This window comes from Halomonas alimentaria (assembly GCF_009902005.1).
Classification (GTDB): domain Bacteria; phylum Pseudomonadota; class Gammaproteobacteria; order Pseudomonadales; family Halomonadaceae; genus Halomonas; species Halomonas alimentaria.
Window position 1 is genome coordinate 2,422,204 of the sequence record NZ_WUTT01000001.1, and the last position, 18,114, is coordinate 2,440,317.

Annotated in this window: 14 protein-coding genes; 7 read left to right on the forward strand and 7 right to left on the reverse strand. The window is 68.5% G+C overall.

Annotated features, from left to right (window positions below):
* Positions 1–230: 230 nt before the first annotated feature.
* Complete coding sequence (locus tag GRB96_RS11500; protein WP_161432275.1) at positions 231–1,586, reverse strand: IS1182 family transposase; 1,356 nt, start codon at positions 1,584–1,586, stop codon at positions 231–233.
* Between the two features lie 78 nt (positions 1,587–1,664).
* Positions 1,665–2,789 (reverse strand): RNA-guided endonuclease InsQ/TnpB family protein, encoded by a 1,125-nt coding sequence (locus GRB96_RS11505; RefSeq protein ID WP_161432276.1) that lies wholly within the window; start codon positions 2,787–2,789, stop codon positions 1,665–1,667.
* 209 nt (positions 2,790–2,998) lie between these two features.
* On the opposite strand from GRB96_RS11505, the gene GRB96_RS11510 reads away from it, so the two are divergent.
* From GRB96_RS11510 to GRB96_RS11525, 4 genes are all read left to right on the forward strand, one after another.
* A complete protein-coding gene (locus GRB96_RS11510; protein WP_161432277.1) occupies positions 2,999–3,994 on the forward strand; it encodes a TRAP transporter substrate-binding protein in 996 nt (331 codons plus the stop codon).
* Positions 3,995–4,525, forward strand: coding sequence for a TRAP transporter small permease subunit (locus tag GRB96_RS11515; protein ID WP_161432278.1), 531 nt, complete (start codon positions 3,995–3,997; stop codon positions 4,523–4,525).
* Positions 4,522–5,781: a TRAP transporter large permease gene (locus GRB96_RS11520; protein WP_161432279.1), complete on the forward strand. Its 1,260-nt coding sequence runs from the start codon at positions 4,522–4,524 to the stop codon at positions 5,779–5,781. The genes GRB96_RS11515 and GRB96_RS11520 overlap by 4 nt, the downstream gene beginning before the upstream one ends.
* A 72-nt stretch (positions 5,782–5,853) precedes the next feature.
* On the forward strand, positions 5,854–6,066 hold the full coding sequence (locus tag GRB96_RS11525; protein WP_161432280.1) for a hypothetical protein: 213 nt from the start codon (positions 5,854–5,856) through the stop codon (positions 6,064–6,066).
* Positions 6,067–6,120: 54 nt separating this feature from the next.
* Here GRB96_RS11525 and rluF read toward each other — a convergent pair whose 3' ends face one another.
* Positions 6,121–7,236: a 23S rRNA pseudouridine(2604) synthase RluF gene (gene rluF, locus GRB96_RS11530; RefSeq protein ID WP_161432281.1), complete on the reverse strand. Its 1,116-nt coding sequence runs from the start codon at positions 7,234–7,236 to the stop codon at positions 6,121–6,123.
* 242 nt (positions 7,237–7,478) lie between these two features.
* On the opposite strand from rluF, the gene GRB96_RS11535 reads away from it, so the two are divergent.
* From GRB96_RS11535 to GRB96_RS11545, 3 genes are all read left to right on the forward strand, one after another.
* Entirely contained in the window at positions 7,479–10,196 is a 2,718-nt protein-coding gene (locus tag GRB96_RS11535; protein WP_161432282.1) for a cation-translocating P-type ATPase, read from the forward strand.
* A gap of 89 nt (positions 10,197–10,285) precedes the next feature.
* Positions 10,286–12,853, forward strand: a complete 2,568-nt coding sequence (locus tag GRB96_RS11540) for a DUF2339 domain-containing protein (RefSeq protein WP_161432283.1) — start codon at positions 10,286–10,288, stop codon at positions 12,851–12,853.
* A complete protein-coding gene (locus GRB96_RS11545) occupies positions 12,850–14,187 on the forward strand; it encodes a DUF3999 domain-containing protein (RefSeq protein ID WP_161432284.1) in 1,338 nt (445 codons plus the stop codon). Before GRB96_RS11540 ends, GRB96_RS11545 begins: the two co-directional genes overlap by 4 nt.
* A 154-nt stretch (positions 14,188–14,341) precedes the next feature.
* Here the strand turns inward: GRB96_RS11545 and hrpB are convergent, their stop codons facing one another.
* From hrpB to GRB96_RS11565, 4 genes are read right to left on the reverse strand one after another with little or no spacing between them, the layout of a single operon-like run.
* The gene (gene hrpB / locus GRB96_RS11550; protein WP_161432285.1) at positions 14,342–16,774 is read right to left on the reverse strand and encodes an ATP-dependent helicase HrpB; all 2,433 of its coding nucleotides are present in this window, start codon (positions 16,772–16,774) and stop codon (positions 14,342–14,344) included.
* 6 nt (positions 16,775–16,780) lie between these two features.
* Positions 16,781–17,083 (reverse strand): type II toxin-antitoxin system mRNA interferase toxin, RelE/StbE family, encoded by a 303-nt coding sequence (locus tag GRB96_RS11555; RefSeq protein WP_161432286.1) that lies wholly within the window; start codon positions 17,081–17,083, stop codon positions 16,781–16,783.
* Positions 17,068–17,256 carry a hypothetical protein gene (locus GRB96_RS11560; protein ID WP_161432287.1) on the reverse strand — a complete coding sequence of 63 codons (189 nt, stop codon included), beginning with the start codon at positions 17,254–17,256 and terminating at the stop codon, positions 17,068–17,070. The genes GRB96_RS11555 and GRB96_RS11560 overlap by 16 nt, the downstream gene beginning before the upstream one ends.
* Positions 17,257–17,297: 41 nt before the next feature.
* Positions 17,298–17,966, reverse strand: coding sequence for a TetR/AcrR family transcriptional regulator (locus GRB96_RS11565; protein WP_023007013.1), 669 nt, complete (start codon positions 17,964–17,966; stop codon positions 17,298–17,300).
* Positions 17,967–18,114 lie beyond the last annotated feature (148 nt).

Here is an 18,114-nt window from a genome sequence, read left to right on the forward strand (position 1 = left end):
GCCGCGCTTCGCGCTTTGGGCGAGGGTTCTGAGGTCACCCCCAGAACCTTCCTGCTTCGACACGCCTTCACTAGCAGTCTGTCGGGTTATGGGTGTCGCTCACAGTAACGACACCCACTTCTCTCCATTTTCGTGTTGGCGCCGGCCATGTCAGCAACCTGGCGTCGTTCGGCAATCCTGGAGTAGCCTGAGCGCTTGTGACGCCGCCCTATCAGGCTAAGGGACGGCCCTCAGCCTGCTGCCAAGCGATGCATCCGCTTGATATTCCATGCCAGGGTGGCCAGTCGCCACTCACCGCTGACCTTATCCAGACCGCGTAGCGAGAACTGCCGGAACCCCATCACGTGATTGATGATCCCGAAGACCGGCTCCACCGTGTGCTTGCGCAGCGCATAGAGCGCTCGGCCCGCCTGCGTCTTCAAGCGGTACGCCATGTGCTCGACGGGATCCTCGCTCTCCGGTGCGGGCGGGTCCGCGGCGAAACGTTCGAAGACCGGCAGGTGATGGATGTCACGCTTCATCGCCAATAGCGGTTCGATACCATGGTCATGGCAGGCCTGGATATTGGCGGTACTGAAGTAGCCGGTATCACCCAGCAGGTGGTCAGGCTTGCCCAGCGTCTCCGGGTAACCCTGCCAGGCCGTCAGTAACGGCATGACTTGCTGCTTGTCGTTGGTCGCCTGAGTGACGTGGACATGGGTCACCAGCAGACTCTCGGTATCGACGGCGGCCTGGGCGTTGTAGCACTGATCAAACCCCTTGCCGGTGACCGGCATGATGCGAGACTGCGGGTCGGTGAAGTTGATCTGGTCCTTGTCACGCGGGCCGCCAGTCGGCGGTTCGGGATCACGCCCACGGGGCTTCTTGCCGGCCTTGCGCTGTGCGTCTCGTCGCGCCACCTTTTCCTGGTAGGCGGCTTGCTCGGTGGCGTCCCGCTCCTCGGCACGCGCCTCGATCTTGGCCTTCGCCTCGGCGATGGCCGCCAGGCGTGCTTCACGGCGGGCAATCTCGGCGGGGATATCCATGCCATCGGCAGCGTCCTCCTTGTCCGCCGACTCGGCCCGCTGCGTCAGCGCTTTCACCTCAGCCCTGAACTGCGCCTCCAGCTTCTTGGCGTGGCCATACGATAGCGCCTTGTGCTTGCTGGCGTTGGCCTTGAGCTTGGTGCCGTCCAGGGCGATGGTGCCGAGCTTGAGAAGCTTCATCTCGCGGGCCAGCAACAGCACCTGCACGAACAACTGCTCCAGTTCCGGCAGAAAGCGGCGGCGAAAGGTGGCCAGCGTGTCATGGTCGGGATGGGTATTGGCGGCCAGGTAACGGAACGCCACCGAGTCATAGGTGGCGCGCTCGATCTTGCGGCTGGAGACCACCCCGGTGGCGTAGCCGTAGACCAGCAGGCTCAGCAGCACCGCCGGGTGATGCGCCTTGTGCCCGCGGCCGGCGTAGCGCCGCGTTAATGCCGAGAGGTCCAGCTGCTCGACAACATCCACCACGAACCGTGCCAGGTGGCCATCGGGCAGCCACTCATCCACCGAAGGCGGCAGGAGATAGTCGGTCTGGCGGTCAACGGGGATGAAGCGACTCATGGCGACGTTCCAGTAGTGGCGGCATGCTGAGAGTATCTCACGGCATTATCGAAAACCCGACAGACTGCTAGGCCGTGACTAGGCCACGGCCCCCGCTCCAGTCGCTCCACAGGCTAACCCCGCCAGCCCGGCGGTTCGGATATTTCTGGCCGCGTTGATATCACGGTCGATGGCTTGGCCGCAGCCCTCGCAGTGCCAATGGCGTTGCGATAGCGGCAGTTTCTCAACTTGGTGCCCACAGCCGTGGCACCGCTTGCTGCTCGGCAGCCACTGGCTGACTTTCACCAGTTGCCGGCCCGCCCAGGCGGCCTTGTATTCGAGTTGGCGCACAAACTCTCCCCAGCCGGCATCGCTGATGGCCTTGGCCAAGGAACGGTTTTTTACCATGCCCACGATATTGAGCGATTCGACACACAGCACTTGGTTTTCGTTAATCAGCGTGCGGGTCGCTTTGTGGATCGCATCGCGGCGGCAGTCCGCGATCCTGACATGTAGCCGCGCCACTTTCTGGCGCAGCTTGTGGCGGTTGTGCGAGCCTTTCTGCTTTTTCGACAACCGGCGTTGCAGATAGGCCAGCTTGGCCTCATAGCGTTTGAGATGACGCGGGTTGCCCGACTTCATGCCCTCGCTGGTGATGAACAGGTCGGTCAGGCCGAGATCGATGCCTACCATCTTCGGCGTGACCGGCAGCGTCTCCGGCTCGAACTCGCACAGGCAGCTGATGAAATAGCGGCCGGCACGATCCCGCGAAATCGTGATGCTGGAGGGTTCGCTGGGCAGCGGGCGGCTCCAGCGGATCGGCAGCGGCGCCGTGGTCTTGGCGATGGTGATCTCGCCATCGCGATAGCTAAATGCCGCCTTGGTCAGCCGGATCGACTGCCGGCCGTCCTTGCGCTTGAAGCGCGGATAGCGCGCCTTGAGTTTGGGGTTGAAAAAATTGTCGAAGGCCGCCTTTTGATCGCGCAGCGTCTGCTGCAGGATCACGCTGGAGACATCCTTCAACCAGGGATAGTTGGCCTTGAGCGCGACCAGGCGCTTTTCTGCGGCGGCGTGCGACACCGGCTCGCCGCGCTGCTGATAGGCCTCGGTGCGATAGGCCAGCGTATTGTTCCAGACAAAACGGGTACATCCGAACGACTGCGCCAGCAGCACCGCCTGCTCGGGGGTGGGGTAGAACCGTTCTTTGTAGGCACGCTTTGTCATACTGGAAAGATATCAGGGGTTCGAGGCAATATCCATTCAGCACCGCTTCGCGGTGCGCGCTTGTATCACCGCCCGATTGGGCGATGCTTTACGCGCTGTTTGGTAAGCCGCCCAGGCCCGGCCAGCGTCGATTGACCGCTTTACCCGCCTCGGTGCATGCTCTTGGACGCTGGACTTCGCAACACGCTGACACCAAAAGGAAACCAACAATGAAAGGCTTTGCACGCAGCTCGCTGGCACTGGGCATTTCACTGGCCGTGATGGCCTCTGCCAACGCATCAGATTTCGCCGACATGGATCCTGTCACCCTGCGCCTGGCCCACGTGGTCAACGAGCAGGACGGCTTCCATATCGCCGCCATGAAGTTCGAGGAGCTGGTGGAGGAGCGCACCGACGGCAAGGTGGACATCGAGCTCTACCCCAATGCCAGCCTGGGCGACGAGCGCACCCTGCTCGAGGGGATGCAGATCGGCACCGTGGACATGGGCGTGATCACCAACGGTCCGGTGGCCAACTTCCTCGAGGAGATGGCGGTGTTCGAGCTGCCCTTCCTCTTCCCCAGCCCCGAGGCCGCCTACGAGGTACTCGACGGCGAGATCGGCCAGGAGCTGCTCGACCGCCTTTCCGAGGTCAACCTCAAGGGCCTGGCCTATGCCGAGCGCGGCTTCCGCAACCTCACCAACAGCGAGCGGGCGGTCACCTCGCCGGATGACATCGACGGCCTGCGCGTCCGCGTGATGGAGAACCCGGTCTACGTCGACACCTTCCGCGAGCTGGGTGCCAACGCGGTACCCATGGCCTGGACCGAGGCGCTCACCGCCATGCAGCAGGGCACCATCGACGGCCAGGAAAACCCGGTCAACGTCATCCACTCGTTCAAGCTCTACGAGACCCAGGATCACATGACCCTGTCGCGCCACACCTATGCGCCGGCGCTCTTCGTGATGGGCATGCCGGTCTGGAATGCGCTGCCGGAGGCCGCCCAGGCGGTGATCGAACAAGCCGCCCAGGAGGCCGCCGAGCACGAGCGCCAGGTGAATGCCGAGATGGAGGCCGAGCAGCTGGCCGAGCTGCGCGAGGCCGGCATGCAGATCGTCGAAGAGCCCGATATCGCCGCCTTCCAGGAGGCCGTGGCCCCGGTCTACGAGCAGTACGGTGAGCAGTTCGGCGACTATCTGCCGCGCATCCAGGAGGCGCTGAAGTAAGTGACCTTCTCCGCCCATTCCCTGCTGCGACCGCTGCGGTGGAGTGAGCGCGCCCTCGACGCCACCATCGCCCCCGTGGTCTTCACGGCGATGGCGGCGTTGATCGGTGTGATCACCCTGCAGATCGTCTCGCGGGTCTTCTTCACCGCGGTGGGCTGGACCGAGGAGGTGGCGCGCTTCCTGCTGGTGTGGATCACCTTCCTGGCCGCCACCCTCGCCTTCCGCCGCGGCCGGCATATCGCCGTGACCTTCGTGGTGGACGCCCTGCCCGGGCTGCCCCGGCGCCTGGCGCGCATCGCCGCCCTGCTGGTGTCGCTGGGCTTCCTGCTCGGGCTGGTCACCATCGGCTGGGAGTACATGCAGGTGCAGAGCTTCCAGAAATCCGCCTCACTGCGCCTCTCCATGACCTGGGTCTACGCCGTGATCCCGCTATCCGCGGCGATCATGGCCTGGTATGCCCTGGTGGACATCGCCGGCCTGGCACTGGGCGATGACCCCGTGCCACACGCCGACGACGAGGAGCAGCCATGACCGCGCTGCTCTTCGTGCTGTTCCTGATCTTCATGCTGCTGGGAGTACCCATCGCCCTGGCCATCGGCGCCAGTACCCTGGTGGCGCTGCACGCCCAGGGCGTGCCACCGATGGTGGTGACCCAGCAGATGTTCCAGGGCATCAACTCCTTTGCCCTGGTGGCGGTGCCCATGTTCATCCTCGCCGGCGACCTGATGGCCCAGGGCAAGGTGAGCGAGAAGCTGGTCGACTTCGCCGATTCGCTGTTCGGCTTCCTCAAGGGGGGCCTCTCCATCGTCTCGGTGGGGGCCGGGATGTTCTTCGCCGCCATCTCCGGCTCCGGGGCGGCCACCACCGCCGCGGTGGGCTCGAGCCTGGTGCCGGAGCTGCGCAGGAAGGGCTACGAGCCCGCCTCGGCGGCCAGCCTGATCGCCGCCAGCGGCACCATCGGGGTGGTGATCCCGCCCTCGGTGCCGATGATCATCTATGCGGTGATCGCCCAGCAGTCGGTATCATCGCTGTTCCTGAGCGGCATCCTGCCGGGCATCGCCATGGGCCTCGGGCTCTCCGCCATCGCCATCGTGCAGGCCTACCGCCGCAACTACCCGCGGGGCACCGCCCTCTCGGCGGCCACCATCTGGCGCACCTTCCGAAGCGCCAGCTGGGGCCTGATGACTCCTGTGATCATCCTCGGCGGCATCTTCTCGGGGATCTTCACGCCCAGCGAGGCGGCGGTGGTGGCGGTCAACTACGCCCTGCTGGTGTCGCTGTTCATCTACCGCGACCTGAACCTGGCCGACGTCTACCGCATCCTGATCCGCTCGGCCATCACCACCTCGGTGATCATGCTGGTGATCGCCACCTCGGCGGTACTCAGCTGGACACTCTCCAGCTGGCAGGTGCCCGGCGCCATCGCCCAGGCGGTGCTGTCGCTCTCCACCGACCCGCTGGTGATCATGCTGCTGGTGGTGGCGGTGATCCTGCTCACCGGCGTGTTCATCGAGACCGCCAGCGCCCTGATCATCCTCACCCCGGTACTGCTGCCGCTGGTCACCCAGCTGGGCATCGACCCGATCCACTTCGGCCTGATCATCGTGGTGGGCCTTGCCATCGGCATGATCACCCCACCGGTGGCGATCAACCTCTACGTGGCCTCCTCGGTCACCCAGCTGCCGCTGGAGCGCATCACCCGGGCGATCATCCCCTACCTGTTGGGACTGATCGCGGTGCTGCTGCTGGTGGTCTACGTGCCAATATTGCTCGGCTGGTCGGGTTAAGCGGCCTTGACCCTACGCCGGCCAGCGGTGACGCTGGCCGGCCCCCCTTCACCGTCTCACCGGAGAGATTCCATGTCCCTCACCCGCCCGCGGCTCGCCGCCCTCGCGCTGCCCCTCACCATCAGCCTGGCACTGCTCGCCGGCTGCACCACCTACAGCTACCCGGACCGCGAGAGCGAGACGGTATGGGGCGTGCCCGCCGAGGACGAGACGCTGACCCGGGAGGAGCGCGAGAACGCCCCGCCGCGCTATCGCGTGCCGGGGGAGGTGCCCGAGTCCGACTAGGATGTCCACGGCCTCAGCTGGTTGCTGCGGCCCCCGCGAGAGGCAGATGAGGACCTAGCGCTTCCTGCCCCGCGGCTTGCCGCCCGGGGCGAGGGCCTTGGCGCGCGAACCCGAGGGACGCCCGCCCTTGGGCTTGCCCCCCGCCTTGCTTGCCGCTGCCTTCTTTCCCGCCGGCTTCTTGCCGGGTCCAGCCCCCTTCTCCGTCACCTTGCGCCTGGTGGGCTTGCCACCGCCGAGCTTTCCAGCACCGGTCTTTCCAGCACCGGTCTTTCCAGCACCAGTCTTTCCCGCCCCCGGTTTGGCGACGTCACCGCGGCGAGACGCGCTGCGTTGCCCGGTCGCCGCCTTGCCTGACGACCTGCTTCCGGGCTTCCCGGTACCGCCTCGGCTGCCCTTGCCGGCCTTGCGTCGCGCCGTGCGACGCTCGGGCTGCTGGGCCTCGGAGCTGGAGTGCTCGGTCAGGGAGAGGATCGTCGACACCTCGGCCGGGGTCAGGTCGCGCCAGTCGCCGGTGGCCAGCCCCTTGAGCGAGACGTTCATGATGCGGATGCGTTCGAGCTTCACCACCTCATAGCCGAACACCTCGCACATGCGCCGAATCTGGCGATTCAGCCCCTGGACCAGGGTGATGTTGAAGACGAAACGCGACTCCCTGACCACCCGGCACTTCTTGGTGACCTCGCCGAGGATCGGTACCCCACCGCCCATGCCGGCGATGAAATCGTCGCTGATCGGCTTGTTGACGGTGACCCGATACTCCTTCTCGTGCTGGTTGCTCGCCCGCAGGATGCGGTTGACCAGGTCGCCGTTGTTGGTCAGGAAGATCAGCCCCTGGGAATCCTTGTCCAGCCGGCCGATGGGAAAGATCCGCGCGCCATGCCCGACGAAATCGACGATGTTGGCCTTCTCGACCGGGTCCGTGGTGCTGACGATGCCCACCGGCTTGTTCAGCGCGATGAACACCAGGTCCTCCTCCTCCAGTTCCAGGGGCTCGACGACCTGGCCATTGACCTTGACGACGCTGCCGGGGACGACCCGGTCACCGGGGGTGGCGCGCCGGCCATCGATCTGCACGCTGCCCTGCTCGATGTAGCGATCGGCTTCCCGCCGCGAGCACATGCCGCTTTCGCTGATGTACTTGTTGATCCTTTTCGAGAGGGTCTGGGCCATGGGACACATCCGGAAGGTAAAGTGAGCTGGTAACAACGGGCACTCATTCTAGCAACTGCAGGCCCGGGCCTCGACCGAACTCATCACCGCGCCAGGGCTATCACAGCTAGCCATGCAGCGATAGCGAAAGTCGCCGCCTCATTTCAGCAACTTATCACTGAAGCTTGCCCTGCATCACTGCACTGCAGCATCGAGTGTGTTACACCTTAGTCTTCATCACGCCCGCAGCCGGAGGTCACAGGATGTCCGAACCCCACGCCCGGAAGGCAATCGCCTGGCACGCCCAGCCCGAACAGGAAGCGCTGGAGCGTCTCGAGGCCGACAGTGACGGGCTCTCCGCCAGCGAGGCCCAGGCGCGGCTGGAGCGCTTCGGCCCCAACCAGCTGCAGCAGGCCGAGGCCCGCCCCTGGTGGAAACGCCTGCTCGAACAGCTCAACAATGTCCTGATGCTGGTACTGATCGGCGCCGCGGTGGCGAGCCTCGGGCTTGGCCATGGCGTGGATGCGATCGCCATCCTGGGCGTGGTGCTGATTATCGCCCTGATCGGCTTCATTCAGGAGGGCAAGGCCGAGCAGGCGCTGGAGAGCATTCGTGACATGCTCTCCCCCCAGGCCAAGGTGCTGCGCGACGGCAAACGCCAGACGATCCCCGCCGAGCAGCTGGTGCCGGGTGACGTGGTGATGGTGGAGAGTGGTGACCGGGTGCCGGCGGACCTGCGCCTGCTGGAGGCCAGGCGGCTGCGCACCGAGGAGGCCTCCCTGACCGGCGAGTCCACCGCCGTGGACAAGGATACTCCGCCGGTGGCAGAGGACGCCGACCTGGGCGACCGCACCGGCATGGCCTACGCCGGCACCATCGTGGTCCAGGGCGCTGCACGGGGCCTGGTGGTGGAGACCGGCACACGCACCGAGCTCGGCCGCATCTCCGAGATGTTGCGCGGCGTCGAGCAGCTCAAGACACCGCTGCTGCGCCAGATCGATCGCGCCGGTCGCGTGCTGGCGCTGATCATCCTGGTGATCGCCATCCTCACCGCGGCCTTCGGCGTGCTGGTCCACGGCCAGCCCGTCGGCGACATGTTCATGGCCGCGGTGGGCCTCGCCGTGGCGGCGATCCCCGAGGGCATGCCCGCCATCGTCACCATCGGCCTGGCCCTGGGGGTGCAGGCCATGGCCCGCCGCAACGCCATCATCCGGCGCCTGCCGGCGGTGGAGACCCTGGGCTCCATCTCCACCATCTTCTCCGACAAGACCGGTACCCTGACCCGCAACGAGATGACCGCCCGGTCGATCTGGCTGCCCCAGGGCGAGATCCGCATCGACGGCACCGGCTTCGCCCCCGAGGGTGACTTCCACGCGCTGGATGAGGGTGGCGAGGCACAGGAGGCGCCGCTGGATCTTGACGACCATCACGCCCTGCGCCACTTCCTCAAGGTCGGCGTGCTCTGCAACGACGCCGAACTGGCCCGCGAAGAGGGCCACTGGAAGATCCACGGCGATCCCACCGAAGGCGCCCTGGTGGTGGCGGCCGCCAAGGCGGGCCTGGAGGCGCGCGCCCTGCGCGGCGATCACGACCGCCAGGACGCCATCCCCTTCGAGTCCGCGAACAAGTACATGGCCACCCTGCATGAGATCGACGGACGCCACTGCCTGCTGGTCAAGGGCGCCCCGGACCGCCTGCTTGAGATGTGCCACCGCGTGCGCCAGGAGGATGGCGAGGACAGAGAACTCGATCACGCCGAGTGGGAAGAGCGCATCCATGCCCTCTCCGGGCAGGGGCTGCGGGTGCTGGCGCTGGCCGAGAAGCCCCTCCATGACGTCGAGTCGCTCGAGGATCACCACGCCGAGGACGGCCTGGTGCTGCTGGGACTGGTGGGACTGCTGGACCCGCCCCGGGACGAGGCCATCGAGGCGGTGAAGGAGTGCCTGGCCGCCGGCATCCGTCCGGTGATGATCACCGGCGACCATGCCGTTACCGCCCTGGCCATCGCCCGCCAGCTGGGGTTTGCGCATACCGAACGCGCGATCAGCGGCCGCGAGATCGAGGCGATGTCCGACGCCGAGCTGGCCGAGGTAATCCTCGAGGTGGATGTCTTCGCCCGGGCCGCACCGGAGCACAAGCTGCGCCTGGTCCAGGCGATGCAGTCCCACGGCGGCATCTGTGCCATGACCGGCGACGGGGTCAACGATGGCCCGGCGCTCAAGCGCGCCGACGTCGGCGTGGCCATGGGTATCCAGGGCACCGAGGCCGCCAAGGAGGCCGCGGAGATGGTGCTGGCCGACGACAACTTCGCCACCATCGTCGGAGCCATCCGCGAGGGGCGCAAGGTCTACGACAACATCCGCAAGACCATCACCTACCTGCTGCCCACCAACGGTGCCCAGGGGCTGGCGATCCTGCTCGCCGTGCTGGCCGGCACCCAGCTGCCGGTGACCCCGGTGCAGGCGCTGTGGGTCAACATGGTGGTGGCGGTGACCCTGGGCCTGGCACTGGCCTTCGAGAAGGGCGAGGGGGACCTGATGCGTCGTCGGCCCCGGGACCCCGACGCCGCCCTGCTCGACCTCTTCCTGCTGTGGCGGGTGGGCTTCGTCTCGATGCTGCTGCTGCTCGGCGTGTTCGGGGTCTTCTCCTGGATACTCAATGCCCAGGGAGGCAGCATCGAGCAGGCCCGCGCGGGGGCGGTGAACATGCTGGTGGCGGGCAGTGCCGCCTACCTGATCAACAGTCGCTTCCTCACCGCCAGCACCCTCTCCCTCCAGGGGATCTTCGGCAGCAAGCCGATATGGGGCTCCATCGCCGCCGTGGCCCTGCTGCAGCTGGGCTGGACCTACCTGCCGTTCATGCAGTTGGTGTTCGGCGGTGAAGGGCTCGAAGCCCCCCACTGGCTGGCGATCTTGCTGGTGAGCGTGGCCATCTACCTGGTGATTGAGGCGGAGAAGTGGGTGCTGCGACGGCGGCGCTGACCCCACGGCACCAACGACAGCGGCACGCTTGTGGCCCATGCTGTGGAGGTCGCGGGTGTCCTGAGTAACCCCAGCCAGAGAGGAAGGCCATGCCGCTGCTGCTGACACTGCTGCTGCTCCTGCTGGGGCTGCCGAGCCTGGTGGCCATCGTCGCCCTGATGCGCCTCGCCCGTCTGACGCGTCGGGTGGAGTCACTGGAGGCGGCCCTGGCCCGACCCGCCACGGAGGACGCGCCGGCCGCCCCCTCCCGGGGCAGGAAGGTCGAGACAGGCGCGAGCCGACGCCCCCTCTGGCGCGACGGCCTCGCCCGCCGGTTGTCCAGCGGAGCTCGCCGGGTGCGAGGCGCCGCGGCAGGCTGGCTCAGCGAGGGCAACCTGCCGGTCAAGATCGGTATCCTGGTGCTCTTCGCGGGGCTCGCGGCACTGATCCGCCACGCCTCCACCCAGGGCTGGCTGACCCTCTCCATCGAACTGCGCCTGGCCGGCATCGCCGTCCTGGCGGTGGCCGCCCTGGGCTTCGGCTGGCAGCAGCGTCGCACCCGGCGGGTGTTCGCGCTGAGCCTGCAGGGCGGGGCCATCGGCGTGCTGTTGATGGTGATCTTCGCCGCCGCCCAGCGCTTCGCGCTGCTGCCCCTGCCGTTGGCCTTCCTTCTCAGCGTGGCACTGGTGGCCGGGCTCGGGGTGCTGGGCGCACTCCAGAATGCGCTGGCACTGGCCGTGCTGGGCAGTCTGGCGGGCTTTCTCGCGCCGCTGTGGCTGGCCCGTGCTCCTGGCGATCCGCTGGTGCTGTTCGGCTACTACGCGCTGCTCAACCTGGGCATCTTCGCCATCGCCTGGGTGCGCCACTGGCGGCTACTCGACCTGCTGGGTTTCGTGGCCACCTTCGCCATCGCCACCGCCTGGGGCGTTCTCGACTACAGCCCCCGGCACTACGCGGTGGCCCAGCCCTTCCTGGCACTGTTCTTCCTGCTCTACCTGCTGATCCCGATCCTCCACGCCAGGCGCCGACAAGCGCAGGCGTCGCCGCACAGGACGGACAGCCGCATCGACGGCAGCCTGGTCTTCGGCACGCCGCTGGTGGCGTTCGGTCTCCAGGCGGCGCTGCTCGAGGGCGAGCGGCTGTCGCTGGCCCTGTGTGCCCTGGGCATCGCACTGCTCTATGCCCTGCTCGCCAACTGGCTACTGCGCCAGGCGCGCACGCGTCCGCTCGGTGAGGCCCACGCCGCCCTGGCACTGGGCTTCGCCACCCTGGCGATTCCGCTGGCACTCTCGGCGCGAGTCAGCGCCGCGCTCTTCGCCGTGGAGGGGGCCGCCCTGATATGGCTGGGCATTCGCCAGCACCGCCTGCTGCCCCGCCTCGCCGGCCTGGCCCTGCAGCTGGTTGCCGGCCTGACGCTGCTTGGCAGCCTTGTCTTCGCCTGGGCCGTGGACACTCCCGTCGCCAACGCCGCCTTCATGGCCGGGGTGATCCTTGCCGCGGCGGGCCTCGTCTCCGCCGAGACCCTGTGGCGAGGCGCTTACCCCCGCTGGGCGCTGGCCGCCCTCGCCTGGGGCCTGGCCTGGTGGCTTGCCATCGCCGCCCGGGAGATCGACCTGTTCGCCGCCCCGGCCATGGTCGATGACTGGCGCCTGGCGCTGCTGGCACTCACCGGGCTGGCCCTGGCCGAGCGCTACCGCCGCCGGCCGGCTGCGGCGCTGGCCTGGGGCGTCGCCGGTGGGCTGCTGCTCGCGGCCCTCCTGCTGGCCGGGGCGCTCGAGCGCCTCCTCGTGGCTCCTCTCGCCACCGGCCCCCTCGCCCCCTGGGGCTGGGTACTGGTGATGGCGCTCGGCTATCGCCAGCTGCAGGGGCTGGCGCGACACTCCGAAGCGCTCCAGGACGAGCCCCTGCCGCCCGCCGCCTGGGCCCAGGGGGCCTGGCTCGCCTCCACGCCACTCTTCCTCAGCACCCTGCTGCTGCAACCGCTCCCCCTGAACCTGGCACCCGCCTGGCAGCTCGCCGCCGCGCTGCTGCCCTGGCTCACGCTCGCCGCCCTGCTCTGCCACCGACCCGGCTGGGTGCTGCGCCCCCTGGCCGAGCCGGCACAGGCCTGGCGCGTATCGCTCGCGACCGGCCTGCTGCTGGTGCTGACCCTCGCCTGGGTGGCGCTGCTGCCGCGCACCGGCGCCCCCTTCCCGCTGCCCTGGCTGCCGCTGGCCAATCCCCTGGCGCTGGTGCAGTGGGCGACGCTGCTGATCGCCTGGCAGCTCTGGCGAGGCGGCCTCTGGCCTGCGACGGCGGACGGCCACGCCCCGGCCCTGCTGGGGGCCACGGCCTTCCTGCTGCTCACCGTGGAGTTGCTGCGCGGAGCGCATCTGGCGGGCGGTGCCCCCTGGTCGCCGGCGATGCTGGAACTCGGCCTGGTGCAGACCGGCATCACCCTGCTGTGGAGCCTGCTCGGCGTGATCGGCTGGGTGCTGGGCTCGCGGCGCCACCAGCGCACCCTGTGGCAACTCTCCGCACTGCTGATGGCGGTGGTGCTGGTCAAGCTGGTGGCGGTGGATCGCCAGCACCTGGGCAATCTGCTGGGCATCGCCTCGTTCATCGGCTACGGGCTGCTGTGCATCGGTGTGGGCTTCATCGCCCCGGCACCGCCGCGGCAACAGGAGGAGGCGACATGAGACGCATCGGGTATCTGGCACTGCTGGCCTGGCCGGCTCTCGTCGCGGCCGGGGAGCTCGAGGCGGAGTGGAGTCACGCCTGGCCGCTGAGTGTCGAGGAACCGGCGGCGGCCTATCGCCTGGAGCTGACCCCGGAGATCTACCGAACCCTGCACTCCCCGTCGCTTGCCGATCTGCAGGTGGTCGACGCCCGTGGCCAGGCGGTACCCACCCTGATACAGCCTGCGCCCGCCCCGGCGTCGACCGAGCGCCTGCAACGGGCACCCTGGTTTCCGCTGCCACCACTGCCCCTCGACGATGCGCGCTGGGAACTGATCGGCGAGACCGACGCCGAGGGCCGACTGCGCCGCATCGAGACCCGAGGCGGGGGATCCAGCGACGCCCGGGAGGCCGGCGCCGCCCTGGTCGACCTGAGTGCGATCCAGCGCCCCGTTACCGCCCTGGACCTCAGTTGGGACGACGCCGCTGCCCCGCTGGACAGCCTCTACCGGGTCGAGGCGAGCGATGATCTCGAGACATGGCGTGGCGTGCTGAGACAGGGACGGCTGCTGGATATCACCCACGACGGCGAGCGCCTGGTGCGTCGTCGCCTCGAGCTGGGCGAGGTCTCGGCCCGCTACCTGCGCCTGCGTCCGCTGCCGGGCCATTCCGCAGTGGTTCTCGCCGGCATCCAGGCGGTGACGCGTCAGTCGGGGCCGGTAGCGAAGCCGAGCTGGGAGTCCCTCGAAGGCGTTCGCGCGGAAGGCGGCGAGTTCCACTACCGAATGGCGTCACGACTGCCGGTGAGCCTCGCCGATGTGACGAGCGACACCCCCTACGCCGCACGCTGGCGACTGGAGAGCCGCGAGGCGCCGGACGCCGCCTGGCAGGCACGCACATCGGCGTGGACGGGCTATCACCTGGTGGAGAGGAATGGCGAACTGCGCTCGCCGCCCCAGCCGCTGCTCGGCACTCATCGCGACCGCCACTGGCGACTGCTCGCCGACTCGCCACGCAGCGGTCCAGCGCCAACACTGCGCCTGGGCTACACGCCGGAGCGGGTGGTGTTCCTGGCCGAGGGCGAGGCCCCCTGGCGGCTGGTGGCCGGCAGCGCTCGGGCACGGCGCCAGCAGGCCGCGGTGGCGCCGATGCTGGACTCGCTGCGTCGGCGCCAGGGTGAAGGCTGGGAGCCGGCCAGTGCTCACCTGGGCGAGCGGCAGACGCTGGCCGGCGAGGCCGCCCTGACACCACCCCGGGACTGGACACTCTGGCTGCTGTGGAGCGTGCTGGTCGCCGGTACGCTGCTGGTGGGCGGTCTGGCGATTCGCCTGCTGCGCCGCGGCAATGAGGCCTAGGCTCTGTCCGAAAACTGGCTGCGCTCGGCCATACGGCGTTAAAAATCGACTCAAAGTACTCATTTACACCCCGTAAACTCCGTCTTTTCGCCGATTTTTGCCTTGTCTGACCTTCGCTCGCCGACTTTTCAGACAAAGCCTAGGCTGACAGAGGCTAGCGGCGCTTGGTGCGGGCGGTGGCCTCGGCGGTAGTGGGGTCCTCGGGCCAGGGGTGCTTGGGATAGCGCCCCCTCATCTCGCGGCGCACCTCGGCGTAGCCGCCCGCCCAGAAGCTCGCCAGGTCGGCGGTGACCTGCAGGGGGCGCCGCGCCGGCGAGAGCAGGTGCAGCAGCACCGCCGCGCGCCCGTCGGCAACCCGCGGCGAGGCGTGCCAGCCGAAGCACTCCTGCAGCTTCACCGCCAGCACCGGCGACTGGCCCTCCAGACAGGGGGCGTAGTCGACCCGGTGTCGGGCACCGCTGGGCACCGCCAGGCGCTCGGGGGCGAGCTCGTCGAGCCGGGCGCGCAGCGGCCAGTCGAGGGTGTCCAGCAAGAGGCGAGCCAGCGGCAGGCGCTCCACGGCCTCCAGGCGCGTGATACCGTCGAGGTGCGGGGCGAGCCAACTCGCGAGGGTCGCAAGCAGCGCTTCCTCGCTGGCCTCCGGCCAGTCATCACCCAGGGTCGCCCGCAGCAGCGCCAGGCGGCCGCGCAACTGGGTGAGCGACTCGTCCCGCGGCAGGCCGCGGCGGCGTAGCGCCTCGAGCAGGGCCTCGCGCACCGCCTCGGCAGGCAACCGCTGGAGCGGGCGGCGTTCGAGCACCACCGCCCCCAGGCCGCGCACCTGCTCGCCGACAAGGCGGCCCTGCTCATCGGACCACTCCAGGCGTGGGCGCCACTCGGTGCACTCGGGATAGAGCGCCGCCAGGCGCTCGACGCCAAGCCCCACCGCCCGGTAGATCCGCGCCCCGCTCGCCTCGCCGGAGAGCTCGGCGGCCACCAGCAGATCGGCGTGGGCCAGGGGGTGCGCCTCCGTCAGGGTCGCCAGCCCCCCGGAAGCCAGGCGAAAGCGGCCCGGGGCGTCCAGGCGTTGGGCGATGCGTTCCGGGTAGGCGACGGCCAGCAGCTCCCCCAGCGGAGCCAGGCTCGCCACCTCGAGGGGCACACCGGCGGTCCGGGCCAGGCGCTCGGCATCGCGCCACCACTGACGATATCTGCGGGGCTCACGCAACCGCGACTGCAGCGCCCATTCCAGGTCGCGCTCCTCGTCACCACCGCGCTCCTCCAGCAGTGCCACCAGGGCACAGGCCAGCGGCAGCGCATCGAGCCCATGGGAGCGCTCCAGCATCGCCGCCAGGCGCGGGTGGGTCGGCCAGCGGGCGGCGGAGCGCCCCGGTTCGGTCAGATGGAAGGCGTCGTCAAGCAGGCCCAGGCGATGCAGCAGCTCGCGCCCGGCGGCCAGCGCCGCCTCGGGCGGCGGAGTCACCCAGGCCAACTGGCTCGGGTCGGTGATGCCCCAACGGGCCAGCTCGAAGGCGAGCGGCGCCAGATCGGCCTGGCGGATCTCCGGCTCGCCATGGGGAACCAGCGGCTGCTCCTCGGCCCACAGCCGTAGGCAGAGGCCCGGCCCCTGGCGGCCGGCGCGGCCACGGCGCTGGTCGGCGCTGGCGCGGTTGACGCGGCGGGTCTCGAGCCGCGTCAGGCCGCTCCTGGGCTGGAACACCGGCACCCGCTCCTGACCGGCGTCCATCACCAGGCGCACGCCATCCACGGTGACGCTGGACTCGGCGATGGCGGTGGCCAGCACCACTCGCCGGCGCCCCTCGGGGTCCGGGCGCAGGGCGCGGCGCTGGGCTTCCAACGGCAGGCGGCCGTGCAACTCCATCACGACAAGCTCAGGCGCCCGGCCGGCGAGCTCCCGGGCCAGCCGGCGAATCTCCGCCACCCCGGGCAGGATCACCAGGGCATCGCCTGCCTGCGCCGCCATGGCCTCGAGCAGCGCACGGGCCTGCTGGGGGGCGGTGTCGTCGCGGGCATTGAGGGCGCGGTGGCGAGTCTCGACGGGGTAGCTGCGCCCGGGGCAGTCGATCACCGGGGTCGCCTCCCCCAGCACCCCGAGCAGGGCCTCGACATCCAGGGTCGCCGACATCACCAGCAGGCGCAGGTCGTCGCGCACCGACTGGGCATCAAGCGCCAGCGCGAGGCCCAGGTCCGCCTCCAGGCTGCGCTCGTGGAACTCGTCGAAGAGGATGCCGGCCACGCCTTCGAGCAGCGGGTCCTCCTGGAGCATCCGGGTCAGCACCCCCTGGGTGACCACCTCCAGGCGGGTGTGCGGGCCGACGCGACTCTCGCCGCGCATGCGGTAGCCGACGGTCTCCCCGACCCGCTCGCCCAGGCTCTCGGCCATGAAGCCGGCGGCCAGGCGCGCCGCTACCCGCCGCGGCTCCAGCAGCAACAACCTCCCCTCGCGGGCCCATGGCGCCTCGAGCAGCGAAAGCGGCACCCGGGTGGTCTTGCCGGCGCCGGGTTCGGCCACCAGCAGCGCACGGGGATGATCGGCCAGGGCCGCCTGGATGGCGGGCAGACGGGACTCGATGGGAAGTGACGTCATGCCGGCTTACTCGAAGCGACCGCTGTTCTCGAGAAGGCGTTTACCATGCACGACGACAACAATCAGCACTGTGTCATCACCACTTTGATAAACAAGACGATAGCTATAAACGAAGGCTTCTCGAAGGGTAGGATCCTTGAATTCCGGTACAACACGGCCGCTGTCGGGGAATTCGGCGATATCGCGCGCCTTGGCCACCAGCTTGCCGACCACTGCCGATGCGTAGAACGCGGAATCACGCTCGATGTACTCGGCGATCAGCTCAAGGTCCTCGAGGGCTTCCGGTGACCAGACTAGCGTTGCAGCCACTTGGCCAGCCTCTCCTCGACCTGTGCCTGACTCAAGGTCCCCTCATGCTCAGCTCGGGTGAGACCACGCCGGACCTTTTCGGTGACATAGAGGTGATACTGGATGTCCTCGAGGGAGCAATCCTCGGGCAGCGATTCGAGCATCTGCCGTACATCCTGCTTTGCCGTGTTCATCTCACCCTCCACCGGCCATGCCGTGTTTCGTATCCATCCTATCATGCGCCTTGTGGCCTGGACGTCACGCCGCACCCCTTGAGGATCACCCGGGTCAAAAAGGCGGTGATCGCCTCCACGTCGGCGTCGCTGAGCGACTCGCGGTCGGTAATGCCGAGCACCTGGGCCTCGAAGTCGGCGTAGTGCTGGGTGGCCGACCAGATCAGGAAGATCAGCCATACCGGATCCACCGGATCCATCAGGCCGCGCTCGGCCCACTGACGGAAGATCGCCGCGCGCGCCTGGACCCAGTCGCGCAGGTCGCCGCGCAGGTACTCCTGCAGGAAGGGGGCGCCACCCAGGATCTCGGCGGCGAACAGCCGCGAGCCTTCGGGGTGGCGCCGGGAGAGCTGCATCTTGCTGCGGATGAAGGCCTCCAGCACCTCGGCCGGGTCGTCGTCCACCGAGATGTCGTCGAGCAGGGCGTTCCAGCGCGCCATCATCCGCTCCAGCAGTCGAACGTAGAGGCCCCGCTTGCTGCCCATGTAGTAGAGCACATTGGACTTGGGCAGCCCCGCCTGCTCGGCGATGGTGGCCAGGCTGGCGCCTCGGTAGCCGTGGGCGGCGAAGACCCGCTCGGCAGCGGCCAGGATCTCGCGCTCGTTGCGCTCTCGGGTAGCGCCGTTGCCACCCTCCCCCCTGGGGTTCGCGGGGACATCGCCCTGGCTCATCAAGCGCCTCCTGGCCATATGAAAGGTTGCGGGGGAGTTTGCCGCATGCCCCGGGAGCTTGCAAAGCACCCATATCTGGACCATGCTGAGATCATTCCTGACCGAATGGTCAAGATGCTTCCTGAAACGAATCCCTGACGCGATCGAC